At 73.5% G+C, this 18,297-nt stretch carries 20 protein-coding genes; 15 read left to right on the top strand and 5 right to left on the bottom strand.

Translation table 11 applies throughout. From position 1 onward, the window contains the following. Window positions 1-97 precede the first annotated feature (97 nt). From AOM07_RS11525 to AOM07_RS11505, 5 genes are all read left to right on the top strand, one after another. Window positions 98-1,279 (top strand): anti-sigma factor domain-containing protein, encoded by a 1,182-nt coding sequence (locus AOM07_RS11525; RefSeq protein WP_062313940.1) that lies wholly within the window; start codon window positions 98-100, stop codon window positions 1,277-1,279. Window positions 1,280-1,557: 278 nt separating this feature from the next. Beyond that, complete coding sequence (locus AOM07_RS11520) at window positions 1,558-2,373, top strand: DUF4397 domain-containing protein (protein ID WP_062313938.1); 816 nt, start codon at window positions 1,558-1,560, stop codon at window positions 2,371-2,373. Window positions 2,374-2,445: 72 nt separating this feature from the next. Beyond that, window positions 2,446-3,114, top strand: coding sequence for a class F sortase (locus tag AOM07_RS11515; RefSeq protein ID WP_062313937.1), 669 nt, complete (start codon window positions 2,446-2,448; stop codon window positions 3,112-3,114). After that, entirely contained in the window at window positions 3,111-3,701 is a 591-nt protein-coding gene (locus AOM07_RS11510) for an RNA polymerase sigma factor (RefSeq protein WP_228374450.1), read from the top strand. The genes AOM07_RS11515 and AOM07_RS11510 overlap by 4 nt, the downstream gene beginning before the upstream one ends. Then, window positions 3,688-4,407: an anti-sigma factor gene (locus AOM07_RS11505; protein WP_062313934.1), complete on the top strand. Its 720-nt coding sequence runs from the start codon at window positions 3,688-3,690 to the stop codon at window positions 4,405-4,407. Before AOM07_RS11510 ends, AOM07_RS11505 begins: the two co-directional genes overlap by 14 nt. Before the next feature lie 84 nt (window positions 4,408-4,491). Here AOM07_RS11505 and AOM07_RS11500 read toward each other — a convergent pair whose 3' ends face one another. Beyond that, entirely contained in the window at window positions 4,492-5,157 is a 666-nt protein-coding gene (locus AOM07_RS11500) for a potassium channel family protein (protein WP_062313933.1), read from the bottom strand. After that, window positions 5,150-6,523: a TrkH family potassium uptake protein gene (locus AOM07_RS11495; protein ID WP_062313931.1), complete on the bottom strand. Its 1,374-nt coding sequence runs from the start codon at window positions 6,521-6,523 to the stop codon at window positions 5,150-5,152. Before AOM07_RS11495 ends, AOM07_RS11500 begins: the two co-directional genes overlap by 8 nt. Before the next feature lie 174 nt (window positions 6,524-6,697). Between AOM07_RS11495 and AOM07_RS11490 the strand changes: the two genes are divergently transcribed. Together AOM07_RS11490 and AOM07_RS14535 are read left to right on the top strand one after the other, a co-directional pair. After that, complete coding sequence (locus AOM07_RS11490; protein ID WP_062299000.1) at window positions 6,698-6,931, top strand: helix-turn-helix domain-containing protein; 234 nt, start codon at window positions 6,698-6,700, stop codon at window positions 6,929-6,931. 87 nt (window positions 6,932-7,018) lie between these two features. Then, entirely contained in the window at window positions 7,019-7,117 is a 99-nt protein-coding gene (locus AOM07_RS14535; protein WP_074789180.1) for a 30S ribosomal protein bS22, read from the top strand. Window positions 7,118-7,340: 223 nt separating this feature from the next. On the opposite strand, the gene AOM07_RS11485 is transcribed toward AOM07_RS14535, so the two are convergent. Next, entirely contained in the window at window positions 7,341-8,564 is a 1,224-nt protein-coding gene (locus tag AOM07_RS11485; protein WP_062313930.1) for a glycoside hydrolase family 32 protein, read from the bottom strand. Between the two features lie 202 nt (window positions 8,565-8,766). Continuing rightward, window positions 8,767-9,609, bottom strand: coding sequence for an HAD family hydrolase (locus AOM07_RS11480; protein WP_062313929.1), 843 nt, complete (start codon window positions 9,607-9,609; stop codon window positions 8,767-8,769). Between the two features lie 141 nt (window positions 9,610-9,750). Between AOM07_RS11480 and AOM07_RS11475 the strand changes: the two genes are divergently transcribed. Genes AOM07_RS11475 through AOM07_RS11445 form a run of 7 tightly spaced genes read left to right on the top strand, consistent with a single transcriptional unit; the run spans window position 9,751 to window position 15,678 of the window. Beyond that, entirely contained in the window at window positions 9,751-9,987 is a 237-nt protein-coding gene (locus AOM07_RS11475) for a glutaredoxin family protein (RefSeq protein WP_062314073.1), read from the top strand. A gap of 43 nt (window positions 9,988-10,030) precedes the next feature. Further along, complete coding sequence (locus AOM07_RS11470) at window positions 10,031-10,648, top strand: histidine phosphatase family protein (RefSeq protein WP_062313927.1); 618 nt, start codon at window positions 10,031-10,033, stop codon at window positions 10,646-10,648. Further along, window positions 10,645-11,205 carry a TlpA family protein disulfide reductase gene (locus AOM07_RS11465; protein WP_062313926.1) on the top strand — a complete coding sequence of 187 codons (561 nt, stop codon included), beginning with the start codon at window positions 10,645-10,647 and terminating at the stop codon, window positions 11,203-11,205. The genes AOM07_RS11470 and AOM07_RS11465 overlap by 4 nt, the downstream gene beginning before the upstream one ends. Continuing rightward, complete coding sequence (locus tag AOM07_RS11460; RefSeq protein WP_062313925.1) at window positions 11,202-11,966, top strand: cytochrome c biogenesis CcdA family protein; 765 nt, start codon at window positions 11,202-11,204, stop codon at window positions 11,964-11,966. Before AOM07_RS11465 ends, AOM07_RS11460 begins: the two co-directional genes overlap by 4 nt. Then, on the top strand, window positions 11,966-13,576 hold the full coding sequence (gene resB / locus AOM07_RS11455) for a cytochrome c biogenesis protein ResB (RefSeq protein ID WP_062313922.1): 1,611 nt from the start codon (window positions 11,966-11,968) through the stop codon (window positions 13,574-13,576). The genes AOM07_RS11460 and resB overlap by 1 nt, the downstream gene beginning before the upstream one ends. Beyond that, window positions 13,573-14,541 carry a c-type cytochrome biogenesis protein CcsB gene (ccsB, locus tag AOM07_RS11450; RefSeq protein ID WP_062313921.1) on the top strand — a complete coding sequence of 323 codons (969 nt, stop codon included), beginning with the start codon at window positions 13,573-13,575 and terminating at the stop codon, window positions 14,539-14,541. The genes resB and ccsB overlap by 4 nt, the downstream gene beginning before the upstream one ends. Further along, complete coding sequence (locus AOM07_RS11445) at window positions 14,542-15,678, top strand: glycosyltransferase family 4 protein (protein WP_062313920.1); 1,137 nt, start codon at window positions 14,542-14,544, stop codon at window positions 15,676-15,678. A 119-nt stretch (window positions 15,679-15,797) separates the two neighbouring features. On the opposite strand, the gene AOM07_RS11440 is transcribed toward AOM07_RS11445, so the two are convergent. After that, complete coding sequence (locus AOM07_RS11440) at window positions 15,798-16,790, bottom strand: LacI family DNA-binding transcriptional regulator (RefSeq protein ID WP_062313918.1); 993 nt, start codon at window positions 16,788-16,790, stop codon at window positions 15,798-15,800. A gap of 157 nt (window positions 16,791-16,947) precedes the next feature. Here AOM07_RS11440 and AOM07_RS11435 point away from each other — a divergent pair, with 157 nt between their 5' ends. Further along, complete coding sequence (locus AOM07_RS11435; RefSeq protein WP_228374449.1) at window positions 16,948-18,288, top strand: ABC transporter substrate-binding protein; 1,341 nt, start codon at window positions 16,948-16,950, stop codon at window positions 18,286-18,288. Window positions 18,289-18,297 lie beyond the last annotated feature (9 nt).

Here is an 18,297-nt window from a genome sequence, read left to right as displayed (position 1 = left end):
GGGCGCCGCAGCGGGTGCGGCGCCCTCACGCATGCCCCGGGGGGTGCCGGGTCCCGGTCCCGGCGTGGCACACTGCCGGTGGACGAGGGGGGTGAGCATGATCGTGACCGACATCGAGGACGCCTACCGCGAGTCCGGTGCGCTCGTGCACACGCTCGCGCTGCGCGCGCTCGGCTCGGTCGAGGAGGCCGAGGACGTCGTGCGGCGCGTGTTCGCGTCCGCCGCCGCCGGCGGCTCCCTCGAGTCCCGCGACCTCGTCAACGATGCGGTGGACCGGATCACCGGCGACCTCGAGCGGCGCGTGCGCGCCAAGCTCGCCGCGCTCGACGACCCGGCGCTGGGCGTCGACGGCGTGACCGACGACCGCGCGGTCGTGGCCGAGGCCGACCGCATCCTCGTGCGCGCGTCGCTCGACCGGCTCGATCCCGCCGCACGCGACCTCCTCGACCGTGCGCTCGTCCACGGCGTGCCGCGGTACGAGCTCGCGATGTCCCTCGGGGTCTCCGAGGAGGAGCTCGAGGCGCGGCTGCGCGACGCGCTGCTCGCGCTGTGGCATGGGCCGGTCCCCGGCGAGGGCCACGCGCCCGTCGAGGGGCTCGCGTCCCGGGCGCTCGGGATCCGGGTCGCCGACGGCGGCCAGCAGCACATCGCGTCCTGCCGCGACTGCCGCGACGCGTGGCGGTCGCTCAACAACCTCGTCGGCTCGATCGCGCGGACGCCCGCCTCGGGGCCCATGGTCGCGCCGCGCGCCGGCCTGTGGGACGAGGTCCGCGACGCGGTCGACGCCGGGCCGCCGGCGCCCGAGGCCGACTGGCGCGAGGAGGCACGGCGCGACGCCGCGCGGGCGCACCGCAACCGCACGCTGGTGATGAGCGTCGCGCTCGTGGCCGCGAGCGTGTTCGCGGGCCTCGCCGTCGTGCTGTCGCAGATGCTCGTCGAGCCCGAGGGCGACGCGATCGCCCGCACCCGCCTCGAGGACCCGCGCGCGGGCGGCTCCGAGGCGGGCGCCGCGCGGGTGCTCGCCGGCGCGGACGGCGGCGAGGTGATCGTCGTCGACGGCCCGTACGCCGAGTACCCCGACGCCTACCTCGAGCTGTGGATCATCCCCGCGAGCGGGGAGCCGGTCGCGCTCGGCCAGCTCACGTCCGGCCGCTACGAGGTCGCGGTGCCGGCCTCGGTCGGCACGGCGGTGGGCGCGACGCTCGAGATCAGCCGCGAGCCATGGGACGGCGATCCCGAGCCGAGCGGCGACGTGGTCGCCCGCGGCACCCTGCGCTGACGCCCCTCCCGACGGCTCGCGCGGAGGTCGTTCCGGCGCGCCTCGGGCTCCGCCGCCGCCACCGCCACCGGCACCGCCGCGAGCGCGACCGCGACCGCGACCGTCGCGTCGTCCCCGCGCTCGCGGCGTGACGTCGTCGGTTGCGTGCGCACCGTCGGGGCGCATGTTCGCTGTGAGCGAAATTCGAGCAGGGGTGCATCCGGATGCGGGTCTCCGTCGGAAGTGCCGGGTGACGGCCAGCCGCACCCGGGCGGCGGCCTCGACGGAAGGAAAAGGACATGCGCACCTCGATCCTCGCCGGCATCGCCGCCGGCACCCTGCTCGCGGCGGGCACCGCCGCACCCGCGCTCGCGGTCGACGACGGGAAGGCGGAGCTCTCGGTGCTCCACGGCATCCCCGACCTGACTGTCGACGTGTACGTCGACGGCGCCCTCACGCTCGACGACTTCGCTCCCGGCGACCTCGCCGGACCGCTGTCGCTCGACCCCGGCACGTACGCAGTCGCGATCACCGCGTCCGACGCCGCCGACGACTCGGACCCGGTGCTCGGGCCCATCGACCTGCCGCTCGAGGAGGGCATGAGCTACACCGCGGTCGCGCACCTCGACGAGGGCGGCGACGCGACGGCGAACCTCTTCACGAACGACATCTCCGCGACCGCCTCCGGCGAGGGCCGGCTCACCGTCCGCCACGTCGCGGCCGCGCCCGCCGTCGACGTGTGGGCCGACGGCAGCGTCGTGTTCGAGAACCTCGCCAACCCCGACGAGGTGATGGCGGACCTGCCGGTCGGCACCTACTCCGCGGCCGTCTCGCTCACCGGCGAGGAGGACCCGGTGCTCGGGCCCACCGACGTGGCCGTCGAGGAGGCGACCAACACGATCGTGTACGCGTGGGGCTCCGCCGAGGACGGCAGCCTGGCCGTCGCCGCGCAGACCGTCGCCACGCACGCGGACATGCCCGGCGCAGTGAGCGCCGGCACGCAGGGTCTCGCCGCCGAGGACGGGGGCGTCCCCGCGGGCGTCATCGTCGCCGGAGCACTCGCCCTGGTCGCCGCGGCGGGCCTCGGCACCCGCGTCGCCCTCGCGCGACGCTGACGTCACCTCCCCGGGGCGGGGCGCCTTCTCCCCCTGCGCGCCCCGCCCCGACCCACGACCCAGGAGCCACCGATGCGTCTCCCCGCCCTCGCCCTCGCCGCGCTGCTGACGCTGTGCCTCTCCTCCTGCGCCCCGGCCGGCGCGCAGGAGGAGCAGCCGCGTGCGACGGCGGCGGCGAGCCAGACGCCCGCCGGCGCCGACATCCCCGCGATCTCGGCGGGGCCGGTGACGGGGCCGATCCCGGTCCGGCGCGCGGACGCCGCGGCGCTCGCGGAGGCGCCGCGGCCCGCGCGGCTCGTGGTCGACCGCCTCGCGATCGACATGCCGGTGCGGGGCGTCGGGCTCGAGCCCGACGGCTCCATGGAGCTCCCCGAGAGCGCCGGCACGGCGGGCTGGTTCCGTGCCGCGGGCAACCCCGGCGGCGGCCTGCGGGCGGGCCGGAACGCGGTGATGGCCGCGCACGTGGACGATGCGGCGGTGGGCCTGGGGCCCTTCGCCCGCCTGCGCGAGGCGCGCGCCGGCGACCGGGTGCGGGTGGTGCTCTCGGACGGCGGATCCGTGGTCTACCGGGTCGATCGCGTCGAGCAGACCTCCAAGCGCGAGGTCGACCTCGAGGCGGTCTTCGAGTCCCCGGACGGGGCGCTCGTGCTGGTCACCTGTGGTGGACCTTGGGATGCCGATGTGCGACATTACGAGGACAACGTCCTCGTCTGGGCCTACCCGGAGGGCGACTCTCGATGAGCGCGGGGACGGCGATGGTGACGGAAGCGACGGAGCGTGACGACGCGCCCGACGACCGCTCCGTCGACCGCGACTTCGCGGCAGGCGTCGACGGATCGCTCGAGCGCCTGTACCGCGAGTCCTCCGCGCTGGTCTTCACCCTCGCGCTGCGCGCCCTGGGCGACCGGACCGAGGCGGAGGACGTGACCCAGCAGACGTACGTCGCGGCGTGGCGCGGCCGCGATCGGTTCGACCCCGACCGCGGCCCGGCGCGCGCGTGGGTCGTCGGCATCGCGAAGCGGACCATCGCGGACGCGCTCGCGGCCCGCTCGCGGGAGCGGCGGCGGCTCGAGGCCGTGCGCGACCTCCCGAACCCGGGCGAGACGGACCCGCTCGCGGCCGAGGCCGAGAGGATCGTGGTGCGCGGCGAGGTGGAGAGCCTGGGCCCGCCGCGCTCCACCATCGTGGCGCTCGCGTTCTTCGAGGGCCGCACCCATGAGCAGATCGCGACGGAGCTGAGGATGCCCCTCGGCACCGTCAAGAGCCACCTGCGCCGCTCCCTGCTGGCGCTGCGACGAGGATTGGAGGCCGCCGATGCGTCACTGTGACGACGAGGTGCTCGCCGCGCTCGCCCTCGGCGAGCCCGTGGACGCCTCCGACGCCGCACACGTCGACTCCTGCGAGACGTGCGCCCGAGAGGTCGCCGAGCTGCGCGAGCTCCAGGGGACGCTCGTCGACGCGGGCACCGTGGGTCCGCTGGTGGCCCCGCCGGACGGCGTGTGGGAGGGCATCGAGGCGCGGGTCGCGGCGGAGGACGAGGCGGACGACCCGTCGGTCGTGCCGCTGACCGCCGGCCGCCGGCCGCGACGCGTCCCGGACCGCACCTTCGCCGGCTGGGTCGTGGGCGCGGCCGCCGCCGTCGGCGTGGTGATCGGCGGCGCCGTGGTCGCCCTCGCGCTGCGCGACTCCGGCCCCGAGCAGTCGCTGGTCGCGACCGCGGAGCTCGCCGATCTCGCGACGGAGGAGGACGCCGGCACCGCGCTGGTCGAGAGGCGCGACGACGGCACGGAGGTGCTCGTCATCGACACCGCCTACGTGCCGGCGGCCGAGGGCTCGCTCGAGGTGTGGCTCATCGACCCGGATGTGGTGGGCATGGTGTCGCTCGGGTTCCTCACCGGCGATCACGCCGAGTTCGAGATCCCGGCTGGCTACGACGTCGCGAGCTTCCCCATCGTCGACATCTCGGTGGAGCCCGCGGACGGCGACCCGACGCACTCGGGCGACTCGATCACGCGGGGCATCCTCGAGGGCTGACGGCCCTCCGCGACGGCCCGCGCGGAGCCGGGCCCGGCACGCGGGCGCGACCGCCGCATCGTCCCGTCTCCCGCGGCGGGACGGCTACGGGCGCTGCGAGAAGCGCTCGAGGAGCTCGCCCTCGCCCGCCACGACGAGCAGGTCCTCGGGCCCGACGATCGTGTCGGGGGTCGCGTACTCGAACTCGCGTCCCGCGCTCTTCACGCCGATGACGCGCACGCCGTACGTGCCCTGGAGGTCGAGCTTGTCGAGCGTGAAGTGGTGGGTCTCCTTGGGGGCCCGCATCTTCACGACGGTGAAGCCGTCCTCCACCTCGATGTAGTCGAGCATGTTGCCGCCGACCGAGTGGGCGATGCGGGCGCCGGCCTCCGCCTCGGGCAGCACCACGTGGTGCGCGCCGATGCGCTCGAGGATGCGCTTGTGCTCGTTGGACGTCGCCTTGGCCCAGATCTCGGGCACGCCGACGTCGGCGAGGTTCCCTGTGATGAGCACCGAGGCCTCGAGGGACGTGCCGACGCCGACGACGGCGGCCGCGAAGTCCGCGGCGCCGATCTGCTCGAGCGCGCGCGGGTCGGCACCGTCGGCCTCGACGCACGGGATGCGCTTGGACCAGCGCTCGACCACCGCGGGATCGCGCTCGACGCCCAGGACCTCGACGTCCATGTTGTCGAGCGTGTCCGCGATCGCGGAGCCGAAGCGGCCGAGCCCGAAGACCAGGACGCCGCCGCGGGACGTGTCGTTGCTAGCCAATGAGGGGCCTTTCTGACGGGTACCGGACAACCCGGCGCTGGCGGTTGAGCATGAGGGCCGAGGCGAGCGTGAGCGAGCCCACACGGCCCAGGTACATCGTGATGATCAAGGTCATCTTCGCATCGGAGTCCAGGTCGCCGGTGATGCCGGTCGACAGTCCGCACGTCGCGTACGCCGACACCACCTCGTAGAGCGAGCGGTCGAGCGGGATGTCGGTCTGCCACATGAAGATGCCGGTGGTGACGATGACGACGAACAGTCCCATCAGCGTGATCGAGACGGCGATGCGGAGGACCTCGGTGCCGATGCGCTTGCCGAAGGCCTCGATGTCGCGGCGGCCGCGCGCCTCGGCCCACGCCGCGAGGACCAGCACCGCGAGCGTGGTGACGCGGATGCCGCCCGCGGTGGATCCCGAGCCGCCGCCGATGAACATCAGCACGTCCTCGAGCAGCCAGGTCTGCTCGCGCGCGAGGCCCACGTCGAACGACGCGAAGCCGCCGGAGCGCTGATTGATCGACTGGAAGAACACGTTGCCGATGGTCTTGCCGGAGCTGTGGTCGCCCAGCGTGAGCGGATTGGTCCACTCGAACAGCGCGAGGAAGGACGCGGAGATGAAGGCCAGGACGGTGACGGTGACCAGCGTGAGCTTGGTGTGGAGCGACCACTTCCGCGGCGACCGCCACTGGCGGATCATGTTGAGGTACACCGGGTAGCCGAGGCCGCCGATGAAGACGCCGAGGCCGATCGGCACCAGCATCCACAGGTCGCCCGCGTACGGGTAGAGACCAGCCGGGTCGGGCGTGAAGCCGGCGTTGTTGAACGCGGACACCCCGTAGAAGACGGAGTAGCCGAACGACTTCGCCCAGCCGTAGTCGAGGGTGAGGAAGCGCGGCACCAGGATCGCCGCGATCGTCAGCTCGACGGTGGTGGAGACGATGACGACGGTGCGCAGCAGCGAGCCGAGGTCGCCCAGCCCGGCGGCGCGGGACTCGCCCGCGGCGAGGATGCGCTGGGTGAGGCCGATGCGGCGCGACACCGCGAGACCCGCCAACGACGCGAGCGTCATGATCCCGAGGCCGCCGACCTTGATCGCGAGGCCGATGATGGTGAGGCCCCACGGCGACCAGTACGTGCCGGTGTCGACCGTGACGAGGCCCGTGACGCAGACCGCCGAGGTCGAGGTGAACAGCGCGTCGACGAACGGGGCGCGCTCGCCGGAGGAGGTCGCGGCGGGCAGCGACAGCAGCCCGGTGAAGAGCAGGATGGTGATGGCGAAGGCGCCGAGGGTGAGGCGGGCCGGCGACTCGAGCGCGACGCGGTCGATCCATTCACCGAACGCGTCGCGAGCCGTGCGCAGGCTGGCCATCGATCTCCTCACCGCGGGACGTGTTCGCCCTGCTTGAAGCCCCGCGCGCGAGCCTATCCCTCACACCCATCATCGGCGCGTTCCCCACACTTCACAACCGTCACTTCAGCCCCTACAGTTGAAGGAGCATCAGGCCGATATACGCGCCAGATGCTACGAGAGGGACGAGACGACATGGCCGAATCACCGCGCACCACCTTCCTCACCGTCGCCGAGGTGGCAGAGATGGTGAGGGTGTCGCGCATGACGGTGTACCGCTGGGTGCACTCGGGCGAGCTGCCCGCCGTGCGCTTCGGCCGGTCGTTCCGCGTCCCGCAGCAGGCGGTCGAGCAGTTCATGGAGCAGGCCGCGCTCGCGGGTGGCTACGTCGTCGAAGATGACGACAAGGGCACCGGCACGGTAGGCTAGGTCCTTGTCTGTCGCGTCCAGCGCGGCCTGGACGCCGGCGTGCTACGGCACGCCTCGCACTTTATGTCGGAGAACGAGGTAGGTTCCGTGGGTTCCATCATCAAGAAGCGCCGCAAGCGTATGTCGAAGAAGAAGCACCGCAAGCTGCTTCGCAAGACGCGCCACCAGCGCCGCAACAAGAAGTAAGCGCTCCGCGCTTCGCACGCCCGTTCCACCTCGCGGTGGGGCGGGCGTTTCGCGTTCCCGGCGCATCGTCCCTTCCCGCCCCGTCCCGTCCGCAACCGGCGTACGTGCCCGCGGTCGAGCGGTGCCACCAGGGACGATGCGCGGAGTACCCGCATCCGTACGCCGGTCCGGGTAGGGGGTTGGGGCCGGGAGCCGAGTTGGGCCGGCGTGGGGCTGGGGCCGGCTAGGGGAGCTCCAGCGCGTGCACCCGCGCGGACGCCGCCGTCAGCGCCCAGCGCGCTCCCGCGGCAGGGTACGCGCGGTACGTGCGCGATCCCTCCCGGTCGAACACCTCGACGATCGAGCCGTCGACCCAGACCTCGGCGTCGTCCTCGCCGGCGCAGGCCTCGCGGGCCGAGGCGTCGCCGCCTTCGCGAGCGATGGCGAGCGACCACGGACCCTCGACCGCGGCGGTCCATGCGGGCCGGGCGATGCCACCCGCCGCATCGACCGGCTCGCCCGCCAGCGCGCGCAGCTCCGGGACGGGACGCATCCGGGCGAGCCCCGCATCGTCCACCACCACGTCGCGAGGGAAGGTGACGGTGCCGGCCCACCCCGCCGCGTCGACCGCGGCCTGCGGGCGCGCCTCGTCGCTCCAGCCGACCGCGATCACGCGCCCGTCGGCCGCCAGCAGCTGCGGCGCGTAGAAGTCCGGTCCGCCGTCGAACGGGGCCGCGGCGGTGAGGGCGAAGGCGGGGGCGCCTCCCTCGTCGGCGAGATCGCCGGTGAAGGCGAGGGTGCCGCGCGCCGAGTGGTCGAGCAGCATCCACGACACGACCAGCACCCAGCGCCCGCCGATCTCGACCAGCTGCGGACACTCCCAGACGTCGCCCGGGTGCGGCAGGTGGCCGGGCACGTCGTCGGCGCGGAGGAGGGTGCCGAGCGGGATCCAGGCATCGAGGTCGTCCGCGTCCCACAGGAGGACGGCGCCGCGGTCGTCGATGCGCGAGCCCTGCAGCGCGTAGCGGCGACCCCGCCACGTGAAGAGGAACGGGTCGCGGACATCCTTGATGCGAGTGTCGGCGGGGTGGGGGAGCGTCATCGCGTCGGGCTGGGTCCACGTGCCGTCGTCGCGCGCGGTCGCGATCGCGACCCCGACCTCGGCCGGTCCCGCCGGTGTGGCGCTGTAGACGAGCAGGGGCGGGCCGGCATCATCCGTGACCGCGACCCCCGACCAGCACCCGCCCGCGTCGATGGTCCCCGCGCGCGGCGTGAGCGCGGCTGCGTGCTCGGTCCACGTGACGAGGTCGGGAGAGCTGAGGTGCGCCCAGTGGATGTCCCCCCAGCGCGGGGCGTGCGGGTTCCACTGCATCATCACGTGCCAGCGGCCGTCCCAGCGGCCGAGGCCGTTCGGGTCGTTGACCCAGCCCGTCGCCGGACGCGGGTGGAGGCGGGGGAAGGCGTCCATGACCCCATCCTGGCGCGGGCGGTGCCGGGCCCGCAGGGTCGAGCGCCGCTCCACACGCCGGAACCGGCGCGCGTGGCCGCTCCACACGCCGGAACCGGCGCGCGTGGCCGTGCTCGCCCACCGGGACCAGGCACGATGCGCGCCGCCGCGGTGCCGTACGCCGGTGCGCGCTGGCGGCGGGGGTGGTGGCGGCCGGGAGCGGCTAGAGGTCGCGCGCGGCCTCGGCGTGCTCGCGCCGCGGCTTGCCGAGCAGCGTGCGCAGCGCGGCCTTGAGCCCGCGCGACACCTGGATGGTGACCCAGGCGGCGCCGGTGATGGAGGACTTCACGATGCCGCGGCGGCCGCTCTTGCGGCGCTTGCGGAACTCGCGGACCTCCCAGCCCCGCTCCTTGGCCACGCGTCGCATGCGCGGGTCCGGGTTGATCGTGCAGGGGTGGCCGACGACCTCGAGCATCGCCGCGTCGTTGACCGAGTCGCCGTAGGCGTGGCTCGCGGCGAGGTCGATGCCGCGCTCGGCCGCGAGGGCGCGCACCGCCGTGGCCTTGGCAGGGCCGTGGAGGAAGTCGCTCTCGAGCCGGCCCGTGTAGTGGCCGTCGCGGTGCTCCGCGACGGTGCCGAGCGCTCCGGTCGCGCCGATCCGGCGAGCGATCAGCCGCCCGACCTCGACGGGCGACGCCGTGACGAACCACACCTCGTCGCCGCGCTCGAGGTGCTCGTCGATGATCGCCTTGGTACCGGGGTAGACGCGGCTGGCGAGCAGCTCGTCGTAGACCTCCTCGGCGACCGCGGTCATCTCCGCCACCGACCAGCCCTTGATGATGCCCAGGCCCTGCTCGCGGATCCGGTCCATCTGGTCCTTCGTCTCGCCGAAGAGGACGTACGTGGCCTGCTCGTACCCGAGCTTGAGGATGTCGCGGAGGTTGAAGTAGTCGCGCTGCCACAGACCGCGCGCGATGTGGAACGAGCTCGCGCCGCGGATGACCGTGTTATCGACGTCGAAGAACGCGGCGACCCGTGGGTTGGCGTGCTCGGCGTCCGTGGTCACCGCTCAACTGTACCGAGATGCGCAAGCATCGCCCGAGCCGCCCCTGTACGCCGGGCCCGGCGGCGGCCGCCGTCGCGCCGGACGCCGAGCCTGGTGGCGACCCGCTCCGACCCCGACCCGCGCCCGCCTATCCTGGGGGGCATGCCTGCCCGCGTCATGCTCTACACCCGCGCCGGGTGCCACCTGTGCGAGGACGCCCGCGACGTGGTCGCCGCGACGTGCGCCGCGCTCGAGCACGACTGGGAGGAGGTCGACATCGACACCGATCCCGACCTCCGCGCGCGCTACGGCGACGAGATCCCGGTGGCGACCGTCGACGGTCGGACGGTCGGCTTCTGGCGCATCGACCCCGAGAGGCTGCGCGGAGCCCTCGCATAGCCGCGTGACGGAGCCCCCGCGCAACCGGGTGACAATAGGACCCATGTCCCGCGTGCACGTCCTTCGCCACGGCCATGTCCACAACCCCGACGGGGTGCTGTACGGCCGCCTCCCCGAGTTCCGCCTGTCCGACGCGGGGCAGCAGATGGCGCAGGCCGTCGCGGACCACCTGGTGAGCTCCGGGGCCGAGGTCGGCCGCGTGGTCGCCTCCCCGCTGCTGCGCGCCCAGCAGACCGCCGCGCCGGTCGCCGCGGCCTACGGCGTCGACATCGTCACCGACGAGCGCATCATCGAGGCCGACAACGCCTTCGCCGGCGGCCCCACGCCCACGCCCGCCTCGCTCGCGCACCCCCGCAACTGGTGGCTGCTGCGCAACCCCTTCCGCCCGTCGTGGGGCGAGCCGTACAAGGAGCAGGCCGCGCGCATGCACGCCGCGATCATCGACGCGGCCGCCGCCAACCCCGGCTCCGACACCGTCATGGTGAGCCACCAGCTCCCCATCTGGATCGCCCGCCGCGCCGCGCAGGGGCGCTCGTTCGTCCACGACCCGCGCTCGCGCGAGTGCGCCCTCGCGTCGCTGACCTCGTTCGACGTCGACGGCGACCGCGTCTCCTTCGCGGGCTACAGCGCGCCCGCCGCGCACATCGAGGCGCCCAAGTGAGGCCCGCCGCCCGCATCGCGATCCTCGCCGCGATCGTCCTCGCCATCGTCCTCACGGTCGTGGGCTGCGCGCCCGGCGACGCGGCGCAGTCGCCCGGCTACGTCTCGGGCGACGGCACCGTCACCGTCTTCGACGACGGCGCCGAGGTCGCGCTCGCGGGCACCTCGTTCGCCGGCGACGAGGTCGACGTCGCCGACTACCGCGGCCAGGTCGTGCTCATCAACGTCTGGTACGCCTCGTGCCCGCCGTGCCGTGCCGAGGCACCCGACATCGCCGCGCTCGACTCCCGCGACGACGTCCAGGTCATCGGCGTCAACGGCAGGGACGATGCGCCCACGGTCGAGGCCTTCGACCGCACCTTCGGCATCGAGTACCCGTCGATCGACGATGCGGACGGCGCCGCGACCGCGACCCTCCAGGGCCTCGTCGCGATGAACGCCGTGCCGACCACGCTCGTCGTCGACCCCGAGGGTGCGCTCTACGCGCGCATCATCGGCACCGCGGACCCGTCGACGCTGCGCTCGCTCGTGGACGAGGCCGCCGGGGCGGCCGCGTGACGGCGCTCGCGGCCGAGGCGTCGTTCGCCGGCATCGCCCTCACCGGCTCGATGCTGCTCGCCGTGCCCGTCGCGATCCTCGCGGGCCTCGTGAGCTTCGCGTCGCCGTGCGTCGTGCCGCTCGTGCCCGGCTACCTCGGCTACGTGTCGGGCATGGCGGGCACCGGCGGCACCGGTCGCGCGTCGAAGCCCAAGCTGGTCCTCGGCGCGCTGCTGTTCGTCGCGGGCTTCTCCGCGGTCTTCATCGCGCTCGGCTTCCTCGCATCGTCGCTCGGCGCGACGCTCGCGCCCTACCTCACGCTCATCACGCGCCTGCTCGGCGTCGTCGTGATCCTGCTGGGCTTCGCCTTCATGGGCGCGATGCCGTTCCTCCAGACCGAGCGGCGCCTCCACGTCAGCCCCACCGCGGGCCTCGCGGGCGCGCCCGTGCTCGGCGTCGCGTTCGGGCTCGGCTGGACCCCGTGCATCGGCCCCACCCTCGCGGCCGTCTTCACCCTCAGCCTGTCCGAGGCGACCCAGGGCCGCGGCGTCGCGCTCGCGATCGCCTACTGCATCGGCCTCGGCCTGCCGTTCGTGCTGCTCGCGCTGCTGTTCGAGCGCTCGGGCAAGGTGCTGGGCTGGCTGCGCCGCTGGCGACTGCCGCTCATGCGCATCGGCGGCGCGCTCCTCATCGTCCTCGGCGTGATGCTCGTGACGGGCCTGTGGGACCAGCTCACGGCGCAGCTCCAGGGCTGGATCGACGGGTTCTGGGTGGCGGTCTGATGGCGCGCGTCAAGCTCGACAACTACGTGGTGCCCGCGGCGCCGCGCCTGGGCGTGCGCGGCTGGCTGCGATGGATCTGGCGCCAGGTCACGAGCATGCGGGTCGCGCTCATCCTGCTCCTGCTGCTCGCGCTCGCGTCGATCCCCGGCTCGGTGCTGCCGCAGTGGCCGCAGGACGCCGCCGCGACCCGCGCGTTCCTCGACGAGAACCCCTTCTGGGGCCCCATCCTCGACGCGACCGGCTTCCTCGACGTGTTCGGCTCGGCGTGGTTCACCGCGATCTACCTGCTGCTCTTCGCGTCGCTCATCGGCTGCATCACGCCGCGCGCGATCCACCACTACCGCGAGCTGCGCCGCCCCGTCGCGGCCACCCCGCGCTCGCTCGCGCGCTACGACGGCGCCGGACCCGAGACCGTCTCCTCGACGCCGGACGATGCGGTGGAGGCGGCGCGCGCCGTCCTGCGCCCCCGCGCCGGCTGGGTGGGAGCGCTGCGCGGCTACCGCGTCCGCGTCGACCGCCGCGACGACGGCGCGGTCGCGCTCGCGGCGGAGACCGGCCACGTGCGCGAGCTCGGCAACCTCGTCTTCCACGCCTCGCTCGTGCTCGTGCTCGTCGCGGTCGCCTACGGGACGCTGTTCACGTACCGCGGCCAGGCGATCGTGGTCGAGGGCCGCTCGTTCACCAACGCGGTCGCGGCGTACGACACGTTCTCCTCCGGCGCGCTGTTCGACGCCTCCGACCTCGACCCGTTCACGCTGCGCCTCGACTCGCTCGACGCGGAGTTCTCCGACACCGGCCGCCCGCTGCACTTCCAGGCGAACGTCACGTTCACCGAGCCCGGCGAGGACCCGGTCGCGGAGGAGATCGCCGTCAACCACCCGCTCGAGTCCGGCGACGCCAAGATCTACCTCCAGGGCAACGGCTACGCGCCCGTCATCACCGTCCGCGACGCCGCGGGCGAGGTGGCGTTCTCCGGCCCGGTCGTCTTCCTCGCGCAGGACGCCGCCTACACGTCGACCGGCGTGATCAAGGTGCCGGACGTCACCACCGGCGAGCAGCTCGGCTTCAAGGCGACGCTCTACCCCAGCTTCCTCGAGGGCCCGTTCGCGGTCGGCTCCGTGCACCCGGACCCCGCCAACCCGGTCATCGAGATGCTCGCCTACACCGGCGACCTGGGCCTCGACGCCGGCGTGCCGCAGAACGTCTACAGGCTCGACGAGTCCCAGCTGAGCCCCGTGCAGGACGAGGACGGCCTGCCCGTCACGCTGCGGCTCGCGCTCGGCGAGACCGTCGACCTGCCGGACGGCCTCGGCTCTGTGACGTTCGAGGAGCTGCCGCGCTACGGCGCCTTCGACCTCCGCGCGGACCCGTCGCTGCCGTTCCTCCTCGCCGCCGCGGTGCTCACGCTCGCGGGCCTCGCGACCTCGCTGTTCGCGTCCCGCCGCAAGGTCTGGGTCGTCGCGCGCACGCAGGACGGAACTACAGTGGTCACCGGCGCCGCGTACGCGCCGGCGCACGATGCGGGCGTCGGGGTGGTCCTCGAGCGCGCCATGGCCGCCGCAGCGGGCCGCGACCCGGCCCCGTCGGCGGAGGAGAGGGAGCACTCATGAATCCGACCGATCTCAGCGTGATGGCGCTGGGCGGCGCGACCGTCCTCTACGCGATCGCGATGGTCGCCTACGCGATCCGCCTGGCCCGCGTGGCCGACGAGAAGGTGGCGGCCAAGTCCGCCGCCGCGGTGCCCGTGGGCGCCGGCGCGCCCGCGACGCCCGCGTCGCCCGCCGACGAGGCGCCCGCCGCATCGTCCCCGCTCAAGCGCTCCGCGAAGGCGGCGGGCATCGCCCGCTCGACCACGCTCGTGGGCGCGCTGCTCCACGGCGTGGGCCTGGCGGCGCGCGGCATCGACGCCGGCCACGTGCCGTGGTCGAACATGTACGAGTACACGATCTCGGGCTCGTTCTTCGCGGTCGTGGCGTTCCTCATCCTCCAGCGCCGACGCGACGTCGCGTACCTGGGCGCCGGCGTCACGGGCATGGCGACGATCGCGCTGGGGCTCGCGCTCACGGTCCTCTACAAGGACGTCGACACGCTGCCGCCGGCGCTGCAGAGCTACTGGCTGGTCATCCACGTGTCGATCGCGACCATCGTCACCGGCATCTTCGCGGTGTCCTTCATCGCGTCCGCGCTGCAGCTCATGCGCGACTCGCGCGACCGCGGCGTCCGCTGGACCGGCGCGCGGGCGCGCTTCCTCGACGCGGTGCCCGCCGCATCGTCCCTCGAGGCGCTGTCCTTCCGCCTCAACGCCGTCGGCTTCGTGCTGTGGACCTTCACGGTGATGGCCGGCGCGATCTGGGCCGAGCACGCGTGGGGCCGCTACTGGGGCTGGGACCCCAAGGAGGTCTGGTCCTTCGTCATCTGGGTGCTCTACGCCGCGTACCTCCACGCGCGCACCACGCAGGGCTGGGCCGGGCGCCGCAGCGCATGGCTCGCGATCGCGGGCTTCACCGCGCTCATCATGAACTTCACCGTGGTGAACCTCTTCCTCCAGGGCCTGCACACGTACGCGGGGTCCTGAGTGAAGATCGCGCTGGTCCTCGACGACAGCATCGACCGGACCGACGGGGTCCAGCAGTACGTCCTCACCCTGGGCGGCTTCCTGGCGCGCGCCGGGCACGAGGTGCACTACCTGAGCTCGTCCGCGGAGCGCACCGACGTGACCGTGCACTCGCTCGCCAGCAACGTCGGGGTGACGTTCAACGGCAACGGGCTGCGCATCCCGCTGCCCGCATCCCGCCGCGGGATCCGTGAGGTGCTCGAGGCCGAGCGCTACGACGTCATCCACGTCCAGACCCCGCACTCGCCGCTGTTCGCGGCGCGCGTGGTGGACGAGGCGCGGCGGCTGTTCGGCGACGACGTGCGGATCGTCGGGACCTTCCACATCCTCCCCGACGGGGCCGTGTCCTCGTGGGGGACGCACCTGCTCGGGCGGGTGCTGCGGCGCAACCTGCGCCGATTCGACGCCTTCTGCGCGGTGTCCGCGCCGGCCGCGGAGTTCGCGGCCTCGGCCTTCGGGATCGCCGCGCGGGTGATCCCGTGCCCCGTGGACGTGACCGGCTTCGGGGCGGCGGCCGCCGCGGCGGAGCGCGTGCCGGGGGAGGACGGCCGGCTGGTCGTCGCGTTCCTCGGCCGGCTGGTCGAGCGCAAGGGCGTGCTCGAGCTGGTGCACGCCCTCGACGCGCTGCCCGTCGCGGTGCAGGACCGGATCGACGTGCGCATCGGCGGCAGGGGGCCGCTGCTGGGCGCTCTCGAGGCCGCGATCGAGGTGAGCGCGCTGGGGCGCGTGTCGCTGCCCGGCTTCGTCGCCGAGGAGGACAAGGCCGCGTTCTACGCCGACGCCGACATCGCGGTGTTCCCCGCGACCGGCGGCGAGAGCTTCGGGATCGTGCTGGTCGAGGCGATGGCGGCGCAGGCCGGCCGCGGCACGGGCATGGTGCTCGCGGGGGCCAACCCGGGCTACCTCTCCGTGATCGGGGACGATGCGCGGGTCTCCGTCGACGCGCGCGACGCCGAGGCCTTCGCGGCGACGCTCGAGCGGCTCATCGCGGACGCGGACCTGCGGGCCGAGCTGCACGCGGAGCAGGCCGAGCGGGTGCGACGGTTCGACGTCGAGACGGTGGGCGCCCAGGTGCTGGAGCTCTACGCCGCCCGTTGACTCCCAATGACGTTTGTGGCTGGAGTCTTCTCGCGTGAAGGTTGGGGCTGACCCAGCCTTCACGCGGCATCACCCTCGTCCCATCTGTCATTGGAAGTCGGCGCGGGGCGCGACCGGGATCAGCGCGGCGGGGCCGTCGACTCGCGCACGATGAGCGTCGTGTCCATGCGCACGTGCTGCTCGCACTCCTCGCCGCGGACCAGCAGCAGGAGCATCTCCATCGCCTCGGCGCCCATCGCCTGCAGCGGCTGACGGACGGTGGTGAGCGGCACCTCCGCGCCGGCGGCCTCGGGGATGTCGTCGAAGCCCACGATCGACAGCTCGTGCGGCACCGCGACGCCCATGTCGGCGGCGACGTCCATGACCGCGAGGGCCGTGGTGTCGTTCGCCGCGAAGATCGCGGTCGGCGGCTCCGGCAGGCTGAGCATGGACTCGGCGGCGGCGGCCGCCAGCTCCGGCTCGTAGCTCGTCTCGACCACGAGGTCCTCGTCGACGTCGACGCCCGCGGCGCCCATCGCGTCGCGGAAGCCGTCCTCGCGGCGCCGGCCCGAGTCGAGGTCGCGGCGTCCGCCCAGGAAGCCGATGCGGCGGTGGCCGAGGCCCAGCAGGTGGTCCGTCGCGGCCCGCGCGCCGCCGTAGTTGTCGGAGTCGACCGTGGGCAGCGAGGACGGGCCGTAGTGGGGGTCGATCGCGATGACGGGCACGCCGGTCTCCGTGTTGAGCACGGTGGGGGTGACGAGGATCGCGCCGTCGATGAGGGTGCCGGCGAGCCGCGCGAGCGAGCGCCGCTCCCAGCCGTGGCCGTGGCCGCCGGAGTGGGCGAGCAGCTCGAAGCCGCTGCCCTCGGCGCCCGTCCAGGCGCCCTTCATGAGCTCCGCGGAGAACGGCTCGAAGCCCGCGACGAGGATCCCGAGCACGTTGGTCTTCTGCCCGCGCAGCGCCGCGGCGGAGAGGTTGCCGGCGTAGCCGAGCTCGTCGATGACGCGCTGCACCTTGGCGATGGTGTCCTTCGAGACGCCGTAGCGGCCGTTGACCACCTTGGACACGGTGGCGACCGATACGCCCGCCATGCGGGCCACGTCGGCGAGCTTCACGCGGGCGACCGGTTCCATGCCCGCATGCTATCGGCCCGCGCCCGTTGCCACAGAGTGCCTGATCCCCCGTTGCGAAAACGTTATCGATAACGTTTGACGAAAGTCGCGACGCGGTGCCAGACTCGCCACTGTTCGGCCTGAGTCAATGGAGACGAAAGGGGACATCATGGCGAACATGCGACGAGCCGCTGCGGGAGCGGCGATCGCAGCATCCATGGCGCTGCTGGCGGCGTGCAGCTCGACCGAGGCGGGGGAGGACGGCAGCTCTGCCGACGCCACCGACGGCGGATCGGGCGACGCCCCTGTCACCCTCACGTGGTGGCACAACGGAGTGGCGGGCGACACCGGCGAGAACTCGCTCGGTGACTACTGGGACACGGTCGCGGCCGACTACATGGCGGACCACCCCAACGTGACGATCGAGATCGAGCAGATCCAGAACGAGGACCTCCAGCGCACGCGCATCCCCACCGCGCTGCAGTCGGGCGACGCGCCCGACCTGTTCCAGCAGTGGGGCGGCGGCGAGATGGCGGCGCAGGCGGAGGCCGGCTACCTCATGGACCTGTCCGACGTGCTCGCGGACGACATCGGCCGCCTCGGCGGCGGCGTCGCCCCGTGGCAGGTGGACGGCGTCACCTACGGCCTGCCGTTCCAGTTCGCGGTCGAGGGCATCTGGTACCGCCCCTCCCTCTTCGAGGAGGCGGGCATCACCGCGGAGCCCACCACGATGGCGGAGCTCGACGACGCGGTCCAGAAGCTCAAGGACGCCGGCATCGTGCCGATCGCCGTGGGCGCCTCGGACGGCTGGCCCGCGGCGCACTGGTGGTACAACTTCGCGCTCCGCTCCTGCTCGCAGGACGTGGTCGCGAGCGCCGGCACGAGCCTCGACTTCTCCGACCCGTGCTGGCTCGACGCCGGCACGCAGCTGGAGGACTTCCTCGGCACCGAGCCGTTCCAGCCCCAGTTCACGTCGACCGTCGCGCAGACCGGCGCGACCTCGTCCGCGGGCATGGTCGCGAACGGCAACGCGGCGATGGAGCTCATGGGCCAGTGGAACTACTTCGTCTACGAGGGCTTCACGGACGGCTCGGACGAGGCGATCGCGGCCCTGCACGACGACCTCGACTGGTTCCCGATGCCCGCCACCGACGGCGGCGCGGGCGACCCGTCCGCGGCGATGGGCGGCGGCGACGGCTTCTCCTGCTACGTGGACGCCCCGGCCGAGTGCGCGGACTTCCTCGCGTACATCGTGAGCGACGACGTCCAGCGCGGCTACGCCGAGGCCGTCGGCGGCCTGCCGGTCGCCCCGGCGGCGTCGGACGCGGTCACGGACCCGGTCCTGCAGGAGATCGCGCAGACCACCTCGAGCGCGGCCTACGTCCAGCTCTGGATGGACACCCTGCTCGGGCCCAACGTCGGCGGCGCCATGAACGACGGCATCGTCAACATCTTCAACGGCACGGGCGACGCCCAGGGTGTCGTCGACATGATGGTCGCCGCCGCGGCGACCTCCTGACCCCCACCA

The sequence above is a fragment of the Demequina rhizosphaerae genome, from assembly GCF_000971255.1.
Taxonomy (GTDB): Bacteria; Actinomycetota; Actinomycetes; order Actinomycetales; family Demequinaceae; genus Demequina; species Demequina rhizosphaerae.
This window is presented reverse-complemented; position numbering and strand designations above follow the sequence as displayed.